Annotated in this window: 24 protein-coding genes; 14 read left to right on the forward strand and 10 right to left on the reverse strand. The window is 72.4% G+C overall.

Annotated elements, in window-relative coordinates:
• Positions 1–105: 105 nt before the first annotated feature.
• A complete protein-coding gene (locus K7B10_RS35780; RefSeq protein ID WP_229343139.1) occupies positions 106–1,968 on the reverse strand; it encodes a M1 family aminopeptidase in 1,863 nt (620 codons plus the stop codon).
• Positions 1,969–2,322: 354 nt separating this feature from the next.
• On the opposite strand from K7B10_RS35780, the gene K7B10_RS35785 reads away from it, so the two are divergent.
• From K7B10_RS35785 to K7B10_RS35795, 4 genes are all read left to right on the forward strand, one after another.
• A complete protein-coding gene (locus K7B10_RS35785) occupies positions 2,323–2,889 on the forward strand; it encodes a PadR family transcriptional regulator (protein WP_229343141.1) in 567 nt (188 codons plus the stop codon).
• Between the two features lie 71 nt (positions 2,890–2,960).
• Entirely contained in the window at positions 2,961–4,682 is a 1,722-nt protein-coding gene (locus K7B10_RS35790) for an acyl-CoA dehydrogenase family protein (protein ID WP_229343143.1), read from the forward strand.
• A 59-nt stretch (positions 4,683–4,741) separates the two neighbouring features.
• Positions 4,742–4,873 (forward strand): hypothetical protein, encoded by a 132-nt coding sequence (locus K7B10_RS41040; protein ID WP_267501538.1) that lies wholly within the window; start codon positions 4,742–4,744, stop codon positions 4,871–4,873.
• 10 nt (positions 4,874–4,883) lie between these two features.
• Positions 4,884–5,843: an aldo/keto reductase gene (locus K7B10_RS35795; RefSeq protein WP_229343145.1), complete on the forward strand. Its 960-nt coding sequence runs from the start codon at positions 4,884–4,886 to the stop codon at positions 5,841–5,843.
• A gap of 50 nt (positions 5,844–5,893) precedes the next feature.
• On the opposite strand, the gene K7B10_RS35800 is transcribed toward K7B10_RS35795, so the two are convergent.
• Positions 5,894–6,211, reverse strand: a complete 318-nt coding sequence (locus K7B10_RS35800; RefSeq protein WP_372481507.1) for a hypothetical protein — start codon at positions 6,209–6,211, stop codon at positions 5,894–5,896.
• Positions 6,208–6,384 carry a hypothetical protein gene (locus K7B10_RS35805; RefSeq protein WP_199809252.1) on the reverse strand — a complete coding sequence of 59 codons (177 nt, stop codon included), beginning with the start codon at positions 6,382–6,384 and terminating at the stop codon, positions 6,208–6,210. The genes K7B10_RS35800 and K7B10_RS35805 overlap by 4 nt, the downstream gene beginning before the upstream one ends.
• A gap of 94 nt (positions 6,385–6,478) precedes the next feature.
• Between K7B10_RS35805 and K7B10_RS35810 the strand changes: the two genes are divergently transcribed.
• A complete protein-coding gene (locus K7B10_RS35810) occupies positions 6,479–7,132 on the forward strand; it encodes a TetR family transcriptional regulator (RefSeq protein ID WP_229343148.1) in 654 nt (217 codons plus the stop codon).
• Between the two features lie 170 nt (positions 7,133–7,302).
• Here the strand turns inward: K7B10_RS35810 and K7B10_RS35815 are convergent, their stop codons facing one another.
• The gene (locus K7B10_RS35815) at positions 7,303–7,899 is read right to left on the reverse strand and encodes a hypothetical protein (protein WP_229343150.1); all 597 of its coding nucleotides are present in this window, start codon (positions 7,897–7,899) and stop codon (positions 7,303–7,305) included.
• 365 nt (positions 7,900–8,264) lie between these two features.
• Here K7B10_RS35815 and K7B10_RS35820 point away from each other — a divergent pair, with 365 nt between their 5' ends.
• From K7B10_RS35820 to K7B10_RS35850, 7 genes are all read left to right on the forward strand, one after another.
• The gene (locus K7B10_RS35820) at positions 8,265–9,575 is read left to right on the forward strand and encodes an FAD-dependent monooxygenase (protein WP_267501539.1); all 1,311 of its coding nucleotides are present in this window, start codon (positions 8,265–8,267) and stop codon (positions 9,573–9,575) included.
• On the forward strand, positions 9,572–10,561 hold the full coding sequence (locus tag K7B10_RS35825) for a hypothetical protein (RefSeq protein WP_229343154.1): 990 nt from the start codon (positions 9,572–9,574) through the stop codon (positions 10,559–10,561). Before K7B10_RS35820 ends, K7B10_RS35825 begins: the two co-directional genes overlap by 4 nt.
• Positions 10,562–10,657: 96 nt before the next feature.
• Positions 10,658–11,674 (forward strand): quinone oxidoreductase family protein, encoded by a 1,017-nt coding sequence (locus tag K7B10_RS35830; protein WP_229343156.1) that lies wholly within the window; start codon positions 10,658–10,660, stop codon positions 11,672–11,674.
• A 295-nt stretch (positions 11,675–11,969) separates the two neighbouring features.
• Positions 11,970–13,019, forward strand: a complete 1,050-nt coding sequence (locus tag K7B10_RS41395) for a tetratricopeptide repeat protein (protein ID WP_229343158.1) — start codon at positions 11,970–11,972, stop codon at positions 13,017–13,019.
• Positions 13,020–13,334: 315 nt separating this feature from the next.
• On the forward strand, positions 13,335–13,874 hold the full coding sequence (locus tag K7B10_RS35840) for a DUF4232 domain-containing protein (RefSeq protein WP_229343160.1): 540 nt from the start codon (positions 13,335–13,337) through the stop codon (positions 13,872–13,874).
• 102 nt (positions 13,875–13,976) lie between these two features.
• Positions 13,977–14,510 (forward strand): LppU/SCO3897 family protein, encoded by a 534-nt coding sequence (locus tag K7B10_RS35845; RefSeq protein WP_229343162.1) that lies wholly within the window; start codon positions 13,977–13,979, stop codon positions 14,508–14,510.
• A gap of 173 nt (positions 14,511–14,683) precedes the next feature.
• Complete coding sequence (locus tag K7B10_RS35850) at positions 14,684–14,977, forward strand: hypothetical protein (RefSeq protein WP_229343163.1); 294 nt, start codon at positions 14,684–14,686, stop codon at positions 14,975–14,977.
• On the opposite strand, the gene K7B10_RS35855 is transcribed toward K7B10_RS35850, so the two are convergent.
• The 5 genes from K7B10_RS35855 to nadE form a co-directional block, all read right to left on the reverse strand.
• Positions 14,971–15,453, reverse strand: a complete 483-nt coding sequence (locus K7B10_RS35855; protein WP_229343165.1) for a hypothetical protein — start codon at positions 15,451–15,453, stop codon at positions 14,971–14,973. The genes K7B10_RS35850 and K7B10_RS35855 overlap by 7 nt on opposite strands.
• Positions 15,454–15,614: 161 nt before the next feature.
• The gene (locus K7B10_RS35860; RefSeq protein ID WP_229343167.1) at positions 15,615–16,334 is read right to left on the reverse strand and encodes a hypothetical protein; all 720 of its coding nucleotides are present in this window, start codon (positions 16,332–16,334) and stop codon (positions 15,615–15,617) included.
• Positions 16,335–16,424: 90 nt separating this feature from the next.
• Positions 16,425–17,561, reverse strand: coding sequence for a serine hydrolase domain-containing protein (locus K7B10_RS35865; RefSeq protein WP_229343170.1), 1,137 nt, complete (start codon positions 17,559–17,561; stop codon positions 16,425–16,427).
• A gap of 154 nt (positions 17,562–17,715) precedes the next feature.
• A complete protein-coding gene (locus K7B10_RS35870) occupies positions 17,716–17,940 on the reverse strand; it encodes a hypothetical protein (protein WP_229343171.1) in 225 nt (74 codons plus the stop codon).
• Positions 17,940–18,770, reverse strand: coding sequence for an NAD(+) synthase (gene nadE / locus K7B10_RS35875; protein ID WP_229343174.1), 831 nt, complete (start codon positions 18,768–18,770; stop codon positions 17,940–17,942). The genes K7B10_RS35870 and nadE overlap by 1 nt, the downstream gene beginning before the upstream one ends.
• Positions 18,771–18,941: 171 nt before the next feature.
• Between nadE and K7B10_RS35880 the strand changes: the two genes are divergently transcribed.
• Positions 18,942–19,364 carry a hypothetical protein gene (locus K7B10_RS35880; RefSeq protein ID WP_229343176.1) on the forward strand — a complete coding sequence of 141 codons (423 nt, stop codon included), beginning with the start codon at positions 18,942–18,944 and terminating at the stop codon, positions 19,362–19,364.
• A gap of 15 nt (positions 19,365–19,379) precedes the next feature.
• On the opposite strand, the gene K7B10_RS35885 is transcribed toward K7B10_RS35880, so the two are convergent.
• Positions 19,380–20,039: a TetR/AcrR family transcriptional regulator gene (locus K7B10_RS35885; RefSeq protein ID WP_229343178.1), complete on the reverse strand. Its 660-nt coding sequence runs from the start codon at positions 20,037–20,039 to the stop codon at positions 19,380–19,382.
• Between the two features lie 100 nt (positions 20,040–20,139).
• Here K7B10_RS35885 and K7B10_RS35890 point away from each other — a divergent pair.
• Positions 20,140–21,176: MMPL family transporter (locus K7B10_RS35890; protein ID WP_229343179.1), on the forward strand; the 1,037-nt coding region annotated here is incomplete at its 3' end.

Here is a 21,176-nt window from a genome sequence, read left to right on the forward strand (position 1 = left end):
TGACGGCTAGGGTCCTGTCCGCACACATGAGTTCGCCGCGGCGGGCGCCGGAAAGGCGCCCACCGCGGCGAAAGTCCGCCAGGCCGGCTCGCGGCCTGCCTCAGGTCAGCCGTCGATGCGGTGCTGGGTCCAGAAGGAGGTCAGGTCGGTGGTCGTGGCGGCCTGCGCGGCGGCCTTGAACTCGGCCGTCGTGGACACGCCGTACCAGTGCGAAGTGGCGTAGTCCTTCAGCAGCTCGGCCATCACCGTGTCGCCGAGGACGCGCCGCAGGTCGTGCAGGGCGCACTTGCCGTAGCCGTAGACGACGGTGGAGTAGCGCGAGGAGTGGGCGTCCCAGTAGCCCATGGAGTTCGTGATCTTCTCGGCGGACGAGGCCCACGAGACGCTGCTCCAGCAGTTCGCCCCCGTCTTGTTCAGGGCGAGGTCGGTGGCGTAGTCGGTGAACGCCTCGTCGAGCCACGGGCTGGTGTACTCGTCGTCGCCGACGATGCCGTACCACCACTGGTGGCCGATCTCGTGGGTGAGCGCCGTGGTGCTGACCAGGTCCAGGACGAACCCGGGGTACTCCATGCCGCCGAACCAGTAGTTGTTGTCGATGACGGCGTCCAGCTCGCCGTACGGGTAGGCGCCGAACCGAGCCGAATGCGCGTCCACGGCGGACTTGGCCGTGGTCAGCATGGACTGGGAGTCGGCCGAACTGATTCCGGACACGGAGTAGATGTTGATCGGGGTGCCCGCGGTGGAGGTGCCGGAGATCTTGCTGAACGGGCCGGCCGCCCAGGCGAAGTCGCGGACCTTGGTGGCGGTGGCCGTGGTGACCGTACGACCGCTGGTGCCGGGGGTGTCCACCGAGGCGCCGGTGGCCGGGACGAGCAGGGTGCTCGGGTGGTCGAGGGCCACGCGGAAGTCGGATGCCAGCGAGTAGAAGGACTCACCGTTGTTGGTGTACGGGTCGAGGTGCCAGCCCGCTCCGTCCCGCACCGCGAGGACGGGCAGGGCGTTGCCGAGCATGCTGAACGCCCCGTCGTAGCCGAAGCGGTCGGCGCCGCTGGGCACGGTGATGCCCAGGTCGAAGCCGATCGTCGCGGTCTGGCCCTGGGCCAGCGGGGTCGGCAGGTCGATCTTGAGGGCGGTGCAGGCGACCGAGAGGGCGCCCGCCGTGCCGCCGGTGACGTTGCTGACCGTGATCGGCATGGCCGAACAGGTGCCGTGGTAGTTGTCCCACAGCCGCAGGTACACCTCGCCCAGCGGGGTGGGGGAGGCGTTGGTGAAGCTCGCGCTCTCGTGGCCCGTCCAGACGGTGCCGCTCGTGTTGCTGCTGAGGTTGACGGTGTACGAGGGTGCGGTCGGCGTCCGCGTGGAGTCCCCGGGCGGGGTGGTGCCGCCGGAGGTGTCGAGCGCGAGGTCGTCGAGGACGAAGCTGGTCTGGAGGCTGGAGTCCTCGGTTCCGGTGAAGGCGACGCTGACGGTCTGGCCCGCGAAGGCCGACACGTCGAAGGACTTCTGCGCGTAGCCGGTGTTCTTGTCGAGGTTCGAGTACGTCGCGAGCGTCGTGCTGCCGATCTTCGCCGTCAGCTTGTCGTACTTCGTCGACGTGGTCGTCTCGGCGGTGTCGATGTGCAGCCAGAACGTGAGGGTGGCGGTGCTGCATCCGGAGGGGATCGTGACGCTCTGGGAGAGCGTGTCGGTGTGGGTGCGGCCGACACCGTTCAGCCAGGCGAAGGCGGTGCCGCCGTGCGCGGTCTGACCGGCGCGGCTCGTGATGAGGCCGGTCTGCGACTGGGTCCACGGCGAAGTGCCGCTTTCGAAGCCGCCGTTGGCGACGACCTGGCCCGGGGTGCAGGCGGCGGCCGCGGAGGGCGCCTGGTGCGGTGCGGCCGCGGCCGGGGTGAGGGACAGTGCGGTGGCGGCCAGCGCGGCGAAGGCTGATATGCACGCTGCGAGGGCCTTGTGGGGGGTCGTTCTCACGCGGAACTCCTTTGAGGCGGCCGGATTCCGGCCTGCTCGGTGGCCGCCCGGTCGGCTCGGGTGCGCCGGAGGGGCGGCCGCGGGCTGTGCGTGTCGTGTGCACGAACGCTGTGAGATCTGCTGTGCCGTGCGTGTTCGTACCGTGCGTGTCGGTGCGGTGCCTCCCCCGGGTCGGGGCGACACCGCCGAAGAGCCTGGCAGATTTGACCTGGGCATGCCATCAGGTGCGGGTAAAGGCTTCGTACTGCGCCGGCGGGCGGGCGGGCGGGCGCGCGGGCGGGCGGCGGGTGAGCCGCGTCTCACCCGGGCGCTGCGACTTGTCTATGCAACAAGGTGCATAGAAGGATCAGGGGTATGGCGCTCGAACACGCGATCCTCGTCTCGCTGCTGGAGAAGCCGGGGTCAGGCTATGAGCTGGCCCGGCGCTTCGACCGGTCCATCGGCTATTTCTGGACCGCCACCCATCAGCAGATCTACCGCGTCCTCAAGCGCATGGAGACCGACGGCCTGCTCGCCGTCCGCGAGGTGGCGCAGCAGGGCCGGCCGGACAAGAAGGAGTACTCCGTCGCCGATCCGGGGCGGGCCGCGCTCTCGGACTGGCTGCACGAGCCGATCGAGCCCGAGAGCCTGCGCCACGACCTCGCCGTCAAGATCCGCGGCGCGGCCTTCGACGACCCGGCCGCACTGGTCCGCGAGGTCGAACGGCACCGCCGGGCCCACGGCGACCGGCTCGCCCGCTACCTCGCGGGGGAGCAGCGCGACTTCACCGGGCCCGAGGCCCCCGCCCCGCTCGACGCCGGCCAGGAGCTGCAGCACGTCGTGCTCCGCGGGGGCATCGCGTACGAGCGCATGACGATCGCCTGGCTCGACGACGTGCTCGCCACGGTCCACCGGCTCGCCGCGCCCCGCCCGCGCGCCTGAGCCACCTCCCCCCCACGTACGCAACGAGCACCTTCACCCCTCACCCTCGACCATTCCGGAAGGCGAACTCCATGGCCGACTCGCTCCTGTTCAACCCGCGCACCTACGACCCGCAGCACTTCGACCCCGAGACCCGCCGGCTGCTGCGCGCCACCGTCGACTGGTTCGAGGCGCGCGGCAAGCGCAAGCTGATCGAGGACTACCGCACCCGCGCCTGGCTCGGCGATTTCCTCGCCTTCTCCGCCAAGGAAGGCCTGTTCGCCACCTTCCTCACCCCCGCCTCCGCCGCGGAGGGCCACGCCGACAAGCGCTGGGACACCGCGCGGATCGCCGCCCTCAACGAGATCTTCGGGTTCTACGGCCTCGACTACTGGTACGCCTGGCAGGTGACGATCCTCGGCCTCGGCCCCGTCTGGCAGAGCGACAACGCCGAGGCCCGTGCCCGTGCCGCCGAACTCCTCTCCCAGGGCGAGGTGTTCGCGTTCGGCCTGTCCGAGAAGACCCACGGCGCCGACATCTACTCCACCGACATGCTGCTGGAGCCCGACGGCGACGGCGGCTTCCGAGCCACCGGCTCCAAGTACTACATCGGCAACGGCAACGCGGCCGCGCTCGTGTCGGTGTTCGGCCGCCGCACCGACATCGAGGGCCCGGACGGGTACGTCTTCTTCGCCGCCGACAGCCGCCACCCGGCCTACCGGCTGGTGAAGAACGTCGTCGACTCCTCCAAGTACGTCAGTGAGTTCCGCCTGGAGGACTACCCGGTCGCCGCCGCCGACGTCCTGCACACCGGCCGCGCCGCCTTCGACGCCGCCCTGAACACCGTCAACGTCGGCAAGTTCAACCTCTGCACCGCCTCGATCGGCATCTGCGAGCACGCGATGTACGAGGCCGTCACCCACGCGCAGAACCGCATCCTCTACGGCCGCCCCGTCACCGCCTTCCCGCACGTGCGCCGCGAGCTCGCGGACGCGTACGTACGCCTCGTCGGGATGAAGCTGTTCAGCGACCGCGCCGTCGACTACTTCCGCACCGCCGGACCCGACGACCGCCGCTACCTCCTCTTCAACCCGATGACGAAGATGAAGGTGACCACGGAGGGCGAGAAGGTCATCGACCTGATGTGGGACGTCATCGCCGCCAAGGGCTTCGAGAAGGACAACTACTTCGCCCAGGCGGCCGTCGAGATCCGCGGGCTGCCCAAGCTGGAGGGCACGGTCCACGTCAACCTCGCGCTGATCCTCAAGTTCATGCGCAACCACCTGCTCGACCCGGTCGACCACCCCGCGGTGGCGACCCGTCTCGACGCGGCCGACGACGACTTCCTCTTCCGCCAGGGCCCGGCCCGCGGACTCGGCGCCATCCGCTTCCATGACTGGCGTCCGGCCTTCGACGCGTACGCCGCCGTGGCCAACGTCGCCCGCTTCCGCGAACAGGCCGACGCGCTCTGCGAGTTCGTCACCACCGCGGCCCCCGACGAGCGGCAGAGCCGCGACCTCGACCTCCTGCTCGCCGTCGGCCAGCTCTTCGCGCTCGTCGTCCACGGCCAGCTGATCCTGGAGCAGGCGCGACTGACCGGCCTCGACGAGGACGTGCTGGACGAGCTGTTCGCCGTCCTCGTACGGGACTTCTCGGCGCACGCCGTGGAACTCCACGGCAAGGACTCCGCCACCGAGCAGCAGCAGAACTGGGCGCTCGGCGCGATCCGGCGCCCGGTCGTCGACGAGGCCCGCTCGGCCCGGGTCTGGGACCGCGTCGAGGCGCTGTCCGGGGCGTACGAGATGGCGCCGTAACGCGGACGCCACGGGAGCCGCCCCGGCCCGGGAGGTGCCCCGGCACGTAGCGTGGTCGCATGACGACGATGCCGGCCAGTGCGAGCGGACCGAAGGTGCCGCCCTCCTATCCGCCGAGGACGCCTCCGCCGCAGAAGAAGCCCGTGGAGGCCCCCCGCCCCCGGCCCGCCGCGAAGCCGGCGGCCTCGTAGGGTGAGCGGCATGGCGATCACACCCCCGGAGAAGGACGGCACCCGGCTGCTGTACGGATGCATGGCGCTCGGCGGCAGCTGGGACACCGATGCCTACGGACCGGCCGACATCGACGCGGCCGAGGCGGCGATCGGGGCGGCGCTGGACAGCGGCATCGACACCTTCGACCACGCCGACATCTACCGCCGCGGCAAGGCGGAGGCCGTCTTCGGTGAGGTCCTGGCCCGCACCCCCGGCCTGCGCGAGCGGATCGTGCTGCAGACGAAGTGCGGGATCCGGCTGGCCGACGGCGACCGCCCCGGCATCTACGATCTGCGCGGCTCCACCATCGTGCGGAGGGTCGAGGAGAGCCTCGGACGCCTGCGCACCGACTTCGTCGACGTCCTGCTCCTGCACCGGCCCGATCCGCTGGCCGACCCGCGGGACGTCGCGGCGGCGCTCACCTCACTGCGCGAGCAGGGGCTGGTCCGCGGCTTCGGTGTCTCGAACATGAACGCCGCGCAGATCGCCCGCCTCCAGCGGCACATCGAATTCCCGCTGGTAGCGAACCAGTTGGAGATGAGCCTGGACCGGCGGGACTGGCTGGAGGACGGTGTCCTCGTCAACACCCCCGCGGCGGCCGAGGGCGGGTTCCCCGCCGGGACCGTCGAGCACTGCCTGGAACACGGGGTGCGCCTCCAGGCCTGGGGCGCGCTGGCGCAGGGCCGTTTCACCGGGCGGCAGGAGAGCCCCGACGAGCACGCGACGGCCCGTCTCGTACGGGAGCTGGCCGAAGCCAAGGGCACCACCCCGGAGACGGTCCTGCTGTGGTGGCTCCAGCGGCATCCGGCGCGGATCGCCCCCGTGATGGGCAGCGGCCGCCCGGAACGCATCCGCGCCTGCCGCGACGCCGCGCTGCGCGAGCCCGACCTCACGCACGAGGAGTGGTACGACCTGTGGCTCACCGCCCGCGGGGCCCCGCTCCCGTAGGCCGTGTCCTGCGGATCAGGCCGGGCTCACGGCGCCGGCGGACGGGTGCCTCAGCCGATGCTCCACGACCAGGTCTGGTCCGCGCTGACCAGACAGGCGAGGACCACGAGGTCCGCGACGCCCAGGGCGAGACCGAGCCGCGCGCGGCCGGGGCGGCTCGTACCGCGCCGCAGCGCGAGGGCGGCGAGGACGATCGACGCCGGCCCGAGGAGCAGGTTCATCGCGAGCAGGCCGATGAGGCCGAACACGAAGGAGGCCACCGCCATCCCGTCGGCCTGACGGACGGCGGCGGTGGGCGCGGGCCCCGGGGCGGGGGTACCGGTGGCGGCGGGGGAGCGGAGCTCCGTGTCGGTTGCGTTCATGATCATCCCTCCTGTCGGCCGGCCGGCCGGTGCCGGCGGGCCGTCCGCTCCCGGACCGCGAAGACCAGCAGCCAGCAGGCGATGGCGGCGGTGGCGGCGAGGGATACGTGAACGGGCACGTGGGCGACGGTTCCGAGGGCGATCCCCATCAGCATGAGGGCCGCGATCAGGAAGAGCATCGTGCTTCCTCCAAAATAGGAGACAGTTGTGCACTGACTGCTCAGTCTAAATGCAAGCGCGCAGATTTCGGGAATCGGGGGTTGACTTTTCGTCATGAGTGAGACCATCGGGGCACGCCAGGCCCAACGCCACAAAACCCGCAGGGCCTTGCTGGACGCGGCCCTGTCGCTGCTGGAGGAGCAGAGCCTGGGCAGCCTCGGCCTCCGGGAGGTGACCCGGGTCGCCGGGGTGACCCCGACGGCCTTCTACCGGCACTTCCGGGACACCGAGGAGCTGGGCATCGCCCTGGTCGACGAGGCGCTGCAGAGCCTGCACGCCACCGTGCGCTCGACCCTCGCCGCCTCCGGCGAGGCGGCGCAGCGGATCGACACGACCGTGGACCTGATGGCCGAACTCGTACGGGAGTACCCCGCGCACATCCGCTTCATCGTGCGCGAGCGGCACGGCGGCGTGCGCAGGGTGCGCGAGGCGGTGTCGGGCCAGCTCGACGCGTTCGCCCGCGAGGTGGCCGAACGGCTCGGCGCCGATCCCCTCGGCGCCGGCTGGAGCGCGGACGACCTGCTCATGCTGGCGCGGCTGTACGTCGACCACATGGTGATGACGGTCTCCGCCTACCTGGCCGCGGGCCCGGACGACGGGGAATGGGCGGCGGTCACCCGCACCGCGCGCCGCCAGCTGCGGCTCATCCACGCGGGCCGGCTGCACTGGCCCGTGGGCCGGGCCCGGCCGGAGCCGGACGCCCTCTGACGCCCGCGTGCCCCTGCCCGGCCGAGCGGATCGACGGGTCGGCTCGGGTGCCGCACCCGAAGACTCCCCGCCTCTCGTCCGGGACGGGACGGAAGACGGGGAGTCGGGGGGCGGGGAGACGGGGAGTCGGTGGCGGGGCCCGGGCTGCCCGGGCCGGCGGCCCGCCTCGGTCAGCCCTCCCGGGCCGCCACCGGAACGGGGCGCCGAGCGGGGGCGGACCGGATCAGGCCGCCGTCCACGTGGTTCGCCTTGAGCGCGGCGTACGCGCTGCACACCGCCTCCGTCCGGACCCGGCGCCGGTCCGCGCACGCCGTCAGGTCCCCCGCGCACTGCAGCTCCCATCGCGGGAAGCGGCGGCGCGACATGGCCACGGCGGCACTCGGGGCGAAGTACAGCATCGTGGTGTTCTCGTGGGGGTTGTGCGCCGAACCCTCGTAGACCATCCGGCCGCTGGTCTCCAGCCGGTCCGCCAAACGGGTGAGGGCCCTCTCGTCCGGCCGGTCCATGAACAGCCCCACGTGGTTCTCGAAACCGTGGACGCGCTCCTGCGCACCCACGTCGTCCGTGTACCCGGGGCTGCGGCGAGGGAAGAGGAAGACCTCGACCTCCGGCGCCAGACCGTCCGTGACGCGCAGCCGCGTCACCCGTATGTCCGCATCGTCCGGAAGCCGGTGGCGCTCCACCAGACGGCGCTTGACCAGCACGCTCGGTATGGTGGTCGACGCGGGCCAGCCGTTTTCCTCGAAGTACGCGAGAGCGGATTCCACGGTTTCCGGGAACAGTAGCGTTGCACAGTGCGAGACAACGCATCCGCTCTTGATTTCCCGTCTGAGATCGCCCGGCATCCACGGTGGCAGGAGAGCGTCCAGTGATTTCTTGGAGGCGTGGAGGGCGTAGTCAACAGCATGCTGGAGGCGCTGGACGTCGCACGGTTCGAACGTCACTTCAGGCATGTCGCAGCCTTTCTGTTGCCGACACCCGATTAAAGGCCCGTCACCCATCAGGCGGCACTCGGCCATAGCCTGATCGAGTGAACGCCAGCTCCTGACCTGCACTTTCGAGATCTCGCGCAGCAGCTCGCTTTCAACACCGCACATTCAACGGAAGGCGTCTTTCCCAGGAGGTAGAGGGCATGTCTCCGTACGGCCGAAGAAATTCTCCGCGCATCCTCATAGCCGGTGCCGGAATTGGCGGATTGACGACGGCCCTGAGCCTTCATGCGGCAGGGCTGCGCGATCTGCTCATCGTGGAGGCGTGCCCCAACTTGCGCGCCGTCGGTGCGGGAATCAATCTGCAGCCCGCCGCCGTCCGGGAGCTGACCGAACTCGGACTGGCCCCGGCGCTCGACAAAGTCGCCGTGGCCACCGCCCGGTTGGAGTACCACCACCGCTACGGCGGTCTGATCTGGTCCGAACCGCGCGGCCGCGCCGCCGGCTACAACTGGCCGCAGTACTCCGTCCACCGGGCCGACCTGCAGGACATCCTGCTGTCGGCCGTCCTGGACCGGCTCGGCCCCCGGGCGCTGGTCACCGGCGGCCGCCTCATACGGTACGAGCAGGACCGGGCGAGGGACCGGGAGCCGGGCGGGCACCCCGTCCGGGCGTACGTGGCGGACCGGCCGAGCCCGTACACCTGCGACCTGCTCATCGGCGCCGACGGGATCAACTCGGCCGTGCGCAGGGCGATGCACCCGCACGAAGGCCCGCCCCTCGGCAACGGGATATGCATGTGGCGCGGGGTGACCGAGGGCCCCTCCTTCCTCGACGGACGCACGATGGTCATCCTCGGCTGCAACGCCCGGGTGAAGGCGGTGGCCTACCCGGTCACCCGCCCCGACGGGGGCGGGCGGTGCCTGCTCAACTGGGTCGTCGAGAGCCGCTCCGACGACGGGCTCGGCGACGAGGAAGCGCGCGGCGGCGCCGACTGGGACCGCGCGGTCCCCCCGGAAGAGGTCCTCACCCACATCGAGGGCTGGCGCAGCGAGTTCCTCGACCTCCACGGCATCATCACCCGGGCGCCCCGCATCGGCCGGTACCCGATGATCGACCGCGATCCGCTGTCCACCTGGACGGACGGCCGGGTCGTCCTGCTCGGCGACGCCGCGCACCCCTTGTACCCGACCGGCTCCAACGGCGCCTCGCAGGCGATCGTCGACGCCCGCGTGCTGGCGTACGAGCTCGCCCGCCACGGCGTGGACGAGGCGCTCGCCCGCTACGAGGCGGACCGCCTGCCGCAGACCACGAAGCTCCTCGCGGCCCACCGCAGGCTGGAACCCGACCCGGTGCTCCGCCAGGTCGAGGCGCTGGCCCCCGACGGCTTCCACGACATCCGCCACGTCCTGCCCGAGAGCAGCCTGGACGGCATCAAGTCCTGTACCCGTCAGGTCACCGGCGTGGACGCCACCGCGCTCAACGCGCGTACCTCCTGGAGCGTCGCCGTATGAAGACCTTCCGCACCTCCCGGACGCGTTCCACCGCCTTCGCCGCGCTGGGCTCCGCCGCACTGCTGGCGGCGCTCCTGTCCGCCACCGGGCGGCCCGCGGCCCCGCCCCCGCCCTCCGGCTCCGCCGCGCGCATGCCCGCCTGCGGCCCGAACACCGGGGGCGCGGCCTGCTCCGTGTACGGACGCGCCGCCCGGCTCGGCGACGGCACCGTCCGTACGTACAGCGAGTACCAGGGCGGGATACCGAAGGCGCTGGGCGTAGCCCTGACCGCCCAGGCCGTCACCGGACTGCCCACCTCCGCCGCCACCGACGGCAAGCACTGCTACGACGCCGACGCCGACGGGCACCTCGACGGCATGCACGAATGCGTAGGCGGCCACAGCCTGGAGCTCGGGCTCCCGGCCACCCCCGCAGCCGCGGCCGGGGTGCCCTTCCAGTGGGTGCTGTTCAACTGGAACCCGCACGGGCACAACCCGCACGGCCGCTACGACGTCGCCCATTTCGACGTGCACTTCTACCTCGCCCCCCGGGATGTCCGCACCGCGATCAAGACGGGCGGCTGCGCCCTGCTGATCGCCTGCGACCAACTGGCCGCGGCCGGCAAGCCGGTCCCGGCCGCGTACCTGCCGGCGGGCTACCCCGCGAGCAGCCCGCAGACGGCGGAAGGAGCCATGGGTGCGCACCTGGACAGCCGGCCCCCGACCACCGGCACGCTCAGCGGCCAGACCTTCATCTACGGTGCGTACGCGGGCGACCTCATCTTCATGGAGCCCATGCTCACCAGGGACTTCCTCGAGCGGCACCGCACGGCGCCCGCCCACCGGACCTGCGAGGCCATCCCCCAGCCGGCCGCCTGGCGCATCCCCGGCTGGTATCCCACGCAGTACTGCACCGCGTACCGCCCCGACCGGGGCGACTACACGGTCTCCCTGACGGACTTCGTCCACTCGGGCGGGGCGAACGGCATCGCCTCGGCGGTGCGCTGAAGCGATGCCGCGTGGCGCAGCCGGCGAGCGTACCGGCCGGCCGTCACCATCGGATGGTCCGTCTTGCCGTCTCATCACCCATTTGGGGGCCAGTTCATGTACGCAGCCGTCGTCCACGCCCTGGGGCAGCCGCCCCGGTACGAGTCCGTGCCCGAGCCCGTCCCCGCGGCCGGCGAGGTGGTCGTCGAGGTCCTGGCGGCCGCGCTGTACCCACTGGTGCGCTCGTTCGCCTCGGGCGGCCACTACACGGGTGGCGACGCGCTGCCGCTGGTGCCCGGGTTCGACGGGGTGGGCCGGACCGCGGCCGGTGAACTCGTCTACATCCCTGGGCTGGAGCCCCCGCACGGGACGATGGCCGAGCGGGTCGCCGTACCGGCCGACGCACTCATGCCCGTACCGGACGGGCTCGACCCGGTCGCCGTCGCCGCCGTCATGAACCCCGCCTCCTCCGCGTGGATCGCACTGCGCGAGCGGGGCCGGCTGCGTGAGGGCGAGTCGGTGCTCGTGCTCGGCGCCACCGGCAACGCCGGCCGGGCCGCCGTCCGGCTCGCCCTCGACCAGGGCGCGGGCGCGGTCGTGGCGGCCGGGCGCGATCCGGAGGGGCTGCGATCGGCGACGGAGCTGGGCGCGCACCGTACGGTGCGGCTCGCGGGCCCGGACGAGGAGGTCGCGGCCGCGTTCGGCGCGGCGGCCGCCGACGTGGACGTGGTCCTGGACTACCTGTGGGACCACCCCGCCGAGCTGGCGCTCGACGGCATCCTGCGCCACCGCGCCGATCTGACCCGCCCGTTGCGATGGGTGCAGGTCGGATCCGCGGCCGGGCCCGACATGACCGTGCCGTCGGCGTGGCTGCGCAAGGCGGACGTCAGCGTCTGCGGGAGCGGGCTCGGCTCGATCTCGGGCGCGCGCCGCGCCGCCGCCCTGCGCGAGCTGCTCGCCCGGCTGCCCGCCCTGGTGCCGACCACCGACGCGGTCGCCGTGCCGATGGCCGAGGTGGAGGCCGCCTGGGAGTCGCCGATGCCGTCCGGCGCCCGGTTCGTGTTCGTCCCCGCGGGCGGCGGCGAGCCTGCCTCCGGCTCCTGGGAGAGCGTCGGGGACCGGGAACCGGTCTGACCGCACCCCCGCGTCAGGAGCCCCCGCCGTACGGTCGCGGCGGCGGGCTCGGCGCCGGGCGGAGGCCCGGGGTGCCACCGGCCTCGGGGTGAGCGGGCCGGCCGGGTCCAGGCGCAGCCGGCCGCCGCTGTCGCGGAGCGTATCCGGGGAACTACCCGCCGGTGCGGGGGTCGTAGGACTAGCATCACCCGACGTGAGCCATCCGGGGGACCCAGATCACACCGTACGACCGGCCGCGGAGACGGCGATGGACGCAATGGCGGCGCGGCTGCGGCGTGTTGTGCGATCGCGGGACGTGGCACCGATATTGGAGGCCGAGGCCCTGCGCGAGGCGCGGCGGCTCGCGGAACTCATGCCCGGAGAGCACGACCTCGCCGTCCACCACCTGCTGGGCTGGTTCCACTGGTTCCGCCACCAGGCGCTGGCCCTACGGACGGACCCGGCACCGGGCCGGAACCAGTACGAGGGCCCGTACGAGGGCCCGTACGGGGACCAGCAGGAGGACCAGAGCCGACCGGACCTGCGGATCGCCGTGCAGGCACTCACCGCGTGCTTCCTCGCGGGCGAGGAGAACCTGCCGGAGCCGCTGGTGCCCGTCCTCGCGGAGAACGCGGCCGGGTACGCCCTCCAACTGCTCTCGGACTCGCAGGAGTCGGACGATCCGGCACGGCTCTCCGGTCTGGCGGACCTGTGGCGGCGCATCGTGGAGGCCGTGCCCGCCGGCCATCCCCACCGGGCGATCCACCTGACCGCCCTCGGCAACGTGCTGCGGATGAAGTGGAGGAGGGGCGGCCGGCCCGCCGACCTCGACTCCGCGATCGACCGCTTCCGGGAAGCGCTGTCGGCGGTCGCCGAGGAGCCCGGCCGCGCCATGTACCTCTACAACCTCGGAGACGCGCTGAACGCCCGGTTCGACCGGGCCGGAGCGCAGGAGGACCTCGAAGCCGCCATCGCGCTGCTCGGGGAGGCCCTGCGGGCGACCCCCGATGAAGGCCTCTACCGGGCGCTGGTCCTGACCGGCCTCGGGAGCGCGTTGCGTGCCCGCTACGAGCGGGCCGGAGCACTGTCCGATCTGGACGGCGCCATCGCCGGGTACCGGGAAGCGGTGCCGTTGTTCCCCCTCGACCAGCCCGGCCGCACCGAGATCCTCTCCAGCCTGGGGAACGTACTGCGGCTCCGCTTCGAACGGACCGGTGACACCGGGGACCTGGACGCGGCGGTGGAGGCGGGCCGGCAGGCGGTGGAGGCGACACCCGAAGGCCACCCCGGCCGCGCCGTGATCCTGTCGACCTCGGGGCAGGACCGTGGGCCCGGCACCGGCGGTTCGGAACCCCCGCCGATCTGAACGCCGCCATCGACCGGCTCCGGGAGGCGGTGCAGACCGTCCCCGCCGACCACTCGGAGCGCCCCGTCCACCTGAACGACCTGGGGGACGCGCCGGTCGTACGGTTCGACCACGGCGGCGACCCGGCGGACCGGGACGAAGCGATCAGGGTGTGGGGAGACCCGCTCTCCCGACCGCGTCCTGCTCGCGGAGCGGGACGGGGCGGAGTTCGGGCGGTGGACCCCGACCGCGCCGATGGTGCCCGTTGGTGGGACGCTGGGGAGGGGGCAGGCCCGAGCAGCTCCGGCGCTCCGGGCGAACCGTGGAGGACAACCCATGACACGCGCAACGCGATGCGTCGCGATCAAGGCCTCATCCGTGCTCCTGCTGGCGGGCTTCGCGTCCGGCGCGGTGTTCGTCGGTTCCGGGGCCGCGGCCACCGGGGACGTGCCGCGCCGGCCGGCGGCCCCGTGCACGAGCAGCCAGGTCGTCGCCGACAGCGCACAGCCGACCGGGTCCGCGCAGGTACGGATCACGGTGACCAACAAGAGCTCGAAGCCGTGCGTACTGAACGGCTTCCCGACCGTGGCGCTCGCGGGCCAGGGCTCGCCCGACAAGAACAAGCCGCTCCAGGTGATCCGGGTCGGCAAGGCGGGACCGGTGCAGCTGGCCGCCGGCGGCCGGGCTTCGGCGCAGCTCACCTTCACGCCGGTGCTCGGTGAGGCGGACGGCTACTGCGCCTCCGGCGCGGACCCCTTCGTCGCGCCGTCGATGGTGGTGGGTGTCGCGGGCGGGCGCCACCAGCTGGCGCCCAGCGACGGCGGTGAGTTCGCGCTGTGCGGCACCACCGTTCGCGCGACCGCCTTCCGCGGGTAGGGCTGCGGACGCCGCAGGTCAATGCGGGCGTTGTAGGTGGCTTGTTATAGCGTGCGCACGTCAAGCAATGTGCAGTGCACACGTTCACGGGGGATTTTCCGCATGACCTACCCGCCGCAGCAGGGCCCCGGCCCGTACGGCCAGCCCGCCCCGCATGCCCAGCAGCCGCCGCAGGGCTACCCGCCCCAGCCGGGATACGGGTATCCCCAGCAGCCGGGCCAGCCGCCGTACGGCGCCCCGCCGCAGCAGTACGCCTACCCGCCGCAGCAGTTCGCCGCCCCGCCCGCGCCGCCGCGCAGGCGCATGGGGGTCATGAAGATCCTTAAGATCATCGTCGCCGTGGTCGTCGTCATCGCGGCCGCGGTGGGCTACTACGCCAGCCGCGACGACGCCGACAAGGCGAAGGTCGGGGACTGCCTGACGAACAAGGGCAACACCGTGAGCCCCGACCTCCAGGTGGTGAAGTGCGGCGGCGCGAACGCCGAGTACAAGGTGGTCAAGGTGATCCCCGACAGCCTCGACACGAACCAGTGCAAGGGCCAGTCGGACATCGGCTACCAGGAGCAGATGCGCGGCTCCCGCCGCAGCTCGGGCAAGCAGTTCGTGCTCTGCATAGACGAGGTCAAGAAGTCCTGACCCACCCCGCAGGAGAGCGGGCCGCGGCCCCGACGGGCAGCACCCCGCTCTCCTGCGGACCCGTCCGAGCGCGCAGTGGCGCGCCCTCCACCGCCTGCCGGCGCCGGGGGAGGGGCACTGAGCCGGTCGGGGGAGCGGCAGTCACGGCAACGGCGGCCCGTCGTTTCCCGGATATGACTGATCTGATGGTCCAGGTCCCGGCCGACTGGCTGGCCCGGGTGTTCCTCTCGCTCCGCCGCGGCTCGTCGCAGGACGCCCAGGTCTCGGCGGCCGAACTCCAGCCGTTCACCGAGAAACCCGGGCAGCGGGTCCCGGTGCCGCGGGCGACCGTACTGCGCACCGAGCTGGCGCTCAGGGGCGAACTCGAACGAGCCCAGGAGGACGAGCGGCGGGCCCGGCTGGCGGAGGAGGCCGCCTACCTGATCAGCGTCCGCCTCGGCGGCCAGGCCGATCGCTCCGATCAGTAGACGAGCTTGTACGTCACGTCCTTGGCGCCCGGCGGCGGTGCGGTGTCGGTGTAGAGCAGCCGAATGGTGGCGTAACGCCGAAGGCCGGGGTGGTCCGGCCAGGGCCGCGGATGATCCAGGGTCACTTTGACCGGATACGGGCGGAGACGGCCCGCCGCGCAGGACGGAGTGCAGTCGATCACCATGTCGGTACCGGTGGCCGTCGCGGTCCACCGCCCCCAGGAGTCCCAGCGCAGCCCGACGAGGCGGTTGCCCCCGTCGCCGCAGGCCAGCAGGTACTCCCGGGGGCGCACCTGGGCCTGGGAGAAGCAGTCGACGACCACGACCGGGTTCGGATCCATGGGGGCACGGGACGATTGCGCGGAAGCGGGTACGGCGGCGCCGACCGCGAGGGCCGCCGCCGCGCACAGCAGGGTGGTCGTCCGTACCAGCGTCCGGGTCGCGGGAGTGAGCCCGCCGACTCGTGAAACGTCCACGCAGCCCTCCTCGCATCGGCGGTCCCGCTCCGGTCCCGCCTCGTGGTACAGCCGTCCCCAGCTTCGCTCATCCGGCCGAACCCCGCACCCGCTGCACCGGGGCAGCCGGGTGCGGGAGCGGCTGAGCTGCGCTCATGCGGCCGCGCGGCGGCCCGCTCGGCTCAGGAGATCGCGTACCACTGGCTCCCCCAGCCCGTGTTGATGGTGCTGGTGGACTGCTCGCCGAGGTTCACGGTGGCCGGCAGGGAGGTCTGGCCGGTCAGCAGGGTGCTGTAGCGGAGGTTCGGCGGTGTCAGGCCCGCGTTCACCGAGATCCCGGCGCCCGTGGCCTTGAGGGTGAGACCGTTGGTCGCCCAGCTGCCGTTGAGGAGGAGGGCGATGAAGTAGGTGCCCGGGGCGGCGGTGAAGGGCTTGGCGAGGGGGAACGGCTTGGCGATCGCGTCGGTCATCAGCTGCGGGGAGACGTCCGCGGTGGACGCGCGCAGGGTGCCGCTCGCGTCGTAGACGCCGAGGAAGTTCTGGGAGAGCTGCGCGTTCGGGTCGATCCCCGCCAGCCCGAGCCAGATGTTGGACCAGGTGATCTGCTCGCGCAGCACGATCCGTACGAGGGTGACCCGTCCGGCCACCCCGGCGGCCGACTGGGCGGTCACGTGCCCCGCGTCGTTGGGGTCGCCCGTCCAGGCGAGCAGGTTCTGGTCCTGCGGCCGGGGGCCCTCGTACCCGGAGCCGCCACCCGGCGCCACGGGAGCGGGCGCCGCGGCGCTGCTGGCGCCGCCCTTGCCCTTCGGGTTTCCTCCGGACGCGGTGCAGCCGGTCAGGAGGAGCACCGTCGCGAGGGCGGCGGCGAGGCCGGCGGAGATTGTGGTGGTACGGGTGCGCATGGTCCCCCCATGAAGTGCGGCAATGCGGATGTGCGTGTGCCAAAGGAGGCCATGGTCACATGGACCACCTCGACGGACCGCGGCCGGGGACTACTTCGCCTCGGTGGCCACCGGCGCGGGCCAGAGGTGGTCGGGGGTCACGATCGAGGTGACCGCGTTCCCGATCATGCTGGACAGGTTCTTGCCGCGGTAGTCGACGTCGCTGTTGACGAGCACCACCAAGGTGGCCTTCTCGGCCGGGAGTTGTGCGGCGATCGTCTCGTAGCCGGGCAGTTCCCCGTTGTGGCCGAGCCAGCCGTTGAAGTCGAGGATGCCGAGACCGTACGAGGCGCCGGGGGCGGCCCCGATCGGAAGCGTCCGGAGCCGTTCGGCCTGTGTCTTGGGGGTCAGCAGCCGGCCGTCCGCGAGCGCCGGGGCCCAGGCGTGCAGGTCGTCGAGGTCGGAGATGACCGCGCCGGCGGCCCAGGCCCAGGAGGGGTTCCAGTTCGTGGCGTCGGCGACGGTGCCCTTCGGGGTGAAGTCCGTGTACCCGTGGGCGTGCGGATCGGGCATGGCGCTGTCGCCGGGCAGCGAGGTGGCCTTCAGCTTCAGCGGCGCGAACACGTGCTCCCGGAGGTAGTCGGCGAGGCTCTGCCCGCTGACCTTCTCGACCAGCATCCCGAGCAGGACGGTGTTCGTGTTGCTGTACTCCCACTTGGCGCCCGGCTTGAAGTTCGGGGGATGGCCGAAGGCCACGTCCACCAGCTGGCGCGGGGTGTAGGTGCGGTGCGGGTCGGCGCGGAGGCCGTCCAGCCACTTCTTGTCCGTCGTGTAGTCGAAGAGGCCGCTGCGCATGTCCGCCAGCTGGCGCAGCGTGATGGAGTTCCCGCCGGGGACGCCGGAGACGTACCGCGAGATGGGGTCGTCGAGGCCGACCTCGCCCTGGTCGACCAGCTGGAGGAGTCCGGTGACCGTGAAGGTCTTGGTGACGCTGCCGATCCGCGAGTGGAGGCCGGCCTTCATGGGTGCGCCGGTCTGCCGGTCCGCGATGCCGAAGGACTTCTCGTACACGCCGCGGCCGGGCATCCACAGGCCGATGTTCAGGCCCGGCATGCCGGTCTGCTTCATGACCTCCGTGATCGCCGCGTCCAGCTTCCGCACGGTGGCGGGATCGAAGTCCGTGCGTACGGAGGCGGAGCCGGTACCCGCGCACAGGGCGGCCAGCAGTACCGCGACCGCTGCCGGCACCCCCGCCCGCCGGACCCGGCGCTCACGAGACGGACGGCACCTGCCCATGACCGGTCACCCCTGCCAGGCTCGACAACACGGCTCCCCGAGCCCCGAGGTACTCCCTCAAGCGTAGGAGCACGCCCCGCCCGCCGCGATGCGCCGAAAGACACCCCTAGCCGCGCTGCCAGTACGTGCAGCCGCGCGCCGTGGCCGCCGCGCCGCCGCCGCTCTCCGTGGGGCACGCGACCGGCCCGTCACTCGGTGACGGGCCGCGTTCCCACCGCTTCGGCTCCGGTGTGGTGCTCGTCGGGTCGTCGAGGCAGAGCGTGTACGCACCGCCCGCGAGAACGAGGGCGATCCACGCCACCGCGATCCGGCGCCGGACATGGCGCCGCACTACGGGGCGACCGGGAGCCGGCGCTTGTGGTCGGTCAGGCGGTAGCGGCGGACGATCGTGTCGAAGGCGCGCTCGTCGACCGGCTTGCCCTCCAGGAAGTCGTCGATGTCGTCGTACGTGACACCCAGCGCGTCCTCGTCGGCCTTGCCCGGGTCCAGGGTCTCCAGGTCCGCCGTGGGGGTCTTCCAGACCAGCTCCGCGGGGGCGCCCAGGGCGTCGGCCACGGCACGCACCCGGCGCTTGGTCAGGCCGGTCAGCGGGACCAGGTCGGCCGCGCCGTCCCCGAACTTCGTGAAGAAGCCGGAGACCGCCTCGGCCGCGTGGTCGGTGCCGACGACCAGGCCGTCGTGTGCTCCGGCCACCGCGTACTGGGCGATCATGCGCTGGCGGGCCTTGATGTTGCCCTGCACGAAGTCCTGGTGGTGGGCGTCCCGGAACACCGCGCCCCCGGCGAGGACCGCCTCCAGCGCGGCGTCGCTGGCGGGCTTCACGTCCACCGTCAGTACCCGGTCCGCCTCGATGAAGCCGAGGGCCAGCTGGGCGTCGTGCTCGTCCGCCTGGACTCCGTACGGCAGCCGCATCGCGTAGAACGTCGCCTCGTGACCGGCCTCGCGGGCCCGCTCCACAGCGAGCTGGCACAGCCGTCCGGCCGTGGTGGAGTCCACCCCGCCGCTGATGCCGAGGACCAGGGAGCTCAGGCCGGTGGAGGTGAGCCGCTCGGCCAGGAAGGCCACCCGGCGCTCGATCTCCCGGTGCGCGTCGAAGGCCTCCGACACCTCGAGTTCCCTGGCGATCTCCTGCTGCAGAACGGTGGACGCCGGCCGGCTCACGGCTGCTCCTCGTGGTCGATGGTGATTCATGGGTGCGCTGCCCTGCCGACCCTAGTCGAACCCGTCCGGCGGCTCGAAAGCGGCCGGGCTTGACGGATACGCCCCCAGTTATGACACTCGTAGTGCAAGTTGTTTTCTTGTCGTATGACCCCCGGGGGTCAGGAGGCGGTCGTGCCGGAGCGTCGGATCTACGTTGTCGCGGGGGCCGTCATGGGTGGGATCTGGGCCTGGGGCTCGGACACCCCCGCCTGGGAACACGCACTGCGTCTCGTCGTGCTCGTCGGGTGCGCCGCACTGGCGATGTCGCTGCTGCATCGCCGCCGGGTCCGCCTCGGCCGGCCGGTCGACCGCCGCCTCCACTCCGGCCTGCTGCTCGGGAAGGTGCTGCTGGTGGGGGCGGCCCTGCTCCTCGACCAGGTGCTCGGCCTGTGGGTCTCCGAGCCGAGCCTGATCACCGCGGTCGTGCTGTTCGCGGGCATCGCGACGGGCGGCCCCGCCCTGCACCGGCGGCTCGCGCGCGACGGGAGCGGTGCGGGCGGCCGGCAGCCCGCACCGCCGGATCGCCGGATGCTGTCCCGGGTCGACGCGGAGTAGCGGAGCGGGCGCGCCCTACCGCCGGTCGGCCGGTCCGGTCGGATCCGTGCTGGCCAGGAGGGCGTGCACGGCGGTCTCCATCGTCCGGGCGGCCGCCTCGACGCTCAGGCCGCTGCTGCGCCAGTGGTACCAGGCGCCCCAGGTGGTCACCGCGTCCAGCCCGTGCAGCACCTCGGTCCTGCGCTCGGCGGGCAGCCGGTCGAGCTCCTCGGCGAAGACGTCGGCCAGCCGGCCCCGGGCGAAGTCCAGGACCTGCCGGGTGACCTCCTGGATCCGGTCCCCGTGCTGCTCCAGCCGCATGAGCGCCAGCTGGGCCGGGGTGATCCACTCCAGGATCCGTGAACGCTGTTCCGTCAGCGCCGAGACCCGCGTGGATCGCGGACCGTCGGTCGGCAGGGGCCTGGTCTGCTCCATGAGCTGTTCCAGGCGCCGTGCGATCGCCGTCTCCACCAGCTGGGACATGTCGGCGAAGTGGTGGAAGACCAGGCGGCGGGAGACGCCGGCGCGCTCGGCGACGCGGTCTGCGGGGAAGTGTGACTCGCCCTCGTCGAGCAGGGACAGCACCGCGTCCGCGATCTTCACGCGGGACTGGCGGCTGCGCTCGGCGCGGCCGTCCGCGCGTCGCTCCTGTGGCTGACCGGCCGACTGCTGCACGTTGACCCCTCCCGGCTTCACTCGTCGACATTGTCGCAAATGCGCGTGCGTTGATTTAATTGCACTCGGAGTGCAAGGATGAGGGGGACAAGCCACACAGGACGAGGGGGATCCCGTACGCATGTTCGTCACCTTGGGGCGCTGGTGCGCCCGACGGCCGAAGCGGGTCATAGCGGCCTGGCTCCTGCTGCTGGTGAGCCTGGCCGCGGCGGTGGGCGTGCTCGGCAGTGCCACCACCGAGACGGTCTCCATACCGGGCAGCGACAGCCAGGCCGCCCACGACGCGGCCCTCGCGTTCGCCGACCCCGCCTCCGGCCGCCAGCCCCTCGTCCTGCACACGACCGCCGACGGTCTGCCCCTGACCTCGGACCGCGCCCGCGACGCCGTCCGGGAGACGGCCCGCGCCCTCGCCGCCCGCGACCACGTCCTCGCCGTCACCACCCCGTACGAGCCGGCCGGCGGCGCGGCCCTCGCCCGCGACGGGCACACCGCCTACCTCGCGGTCGAGCTGGACCTGGCGGGCCGGGACATCACCGCCGATGTCGTCCACGACCTCCTGGACGCCGCCGAACCGGCCGAAGCGGCCGGGATCGAGGTCATTCCCGGCGGCAACCTCGCCGAAGCCGCCGACAAGAAGTCGACCCGGAGCAGCGAGGTCATCGGACTCGTCGCCGCCTTCGCCGTCCTCTACGTCGGTTTCCGCAAGCCCGTCGCGGCCGCCCTGCCGCTGGCCACGGCCGTCGTGGGACTGGGCATCTCCCTCGGAGTCATCGCCCTCACCGGCCACGTGATGGACATGCCGTCCTCCGGCGCCACCATCGCGGCGATGATCGGGCTCGGCGTGGGCATCGACTACAGCCTCTTCTGCCTCACCCGCTTCCGCGAACTCCTCTCCACCGGGAGGCCGGTCGAGGACGCCGCGGCCCTCACGATCGGTGCTTCCGGCAAGGCGGTCGCCTTCGCCGGCACCGCGGTCATCGCGGCGCTCGCGAGCCTGGCCCTCGGTGGCCTGCCGCTGCTGCGCGCGCTGGCGCTCGCGCCCGGCATCGCCGTCCTGGTCGCCATGGCCGCCACCCTCACGCTCCTTCCCGCGCTGCTCGCCCTGCTGGGCCGACGCCTGGCCCCCGTGCCGGCCCCCGTGCCGGCCGTCGCGCCGGG

This window comes from Streptomyces flavotricini (assembly GCF_020639365.1).
GTDB classification, from domain to species: domain Bacteria; phylum Actinomycetota; class Actinomycetes; order Streptomycetales; family Streptomycetaceae; genus Streptomyces; species Streptomyces flavotricini.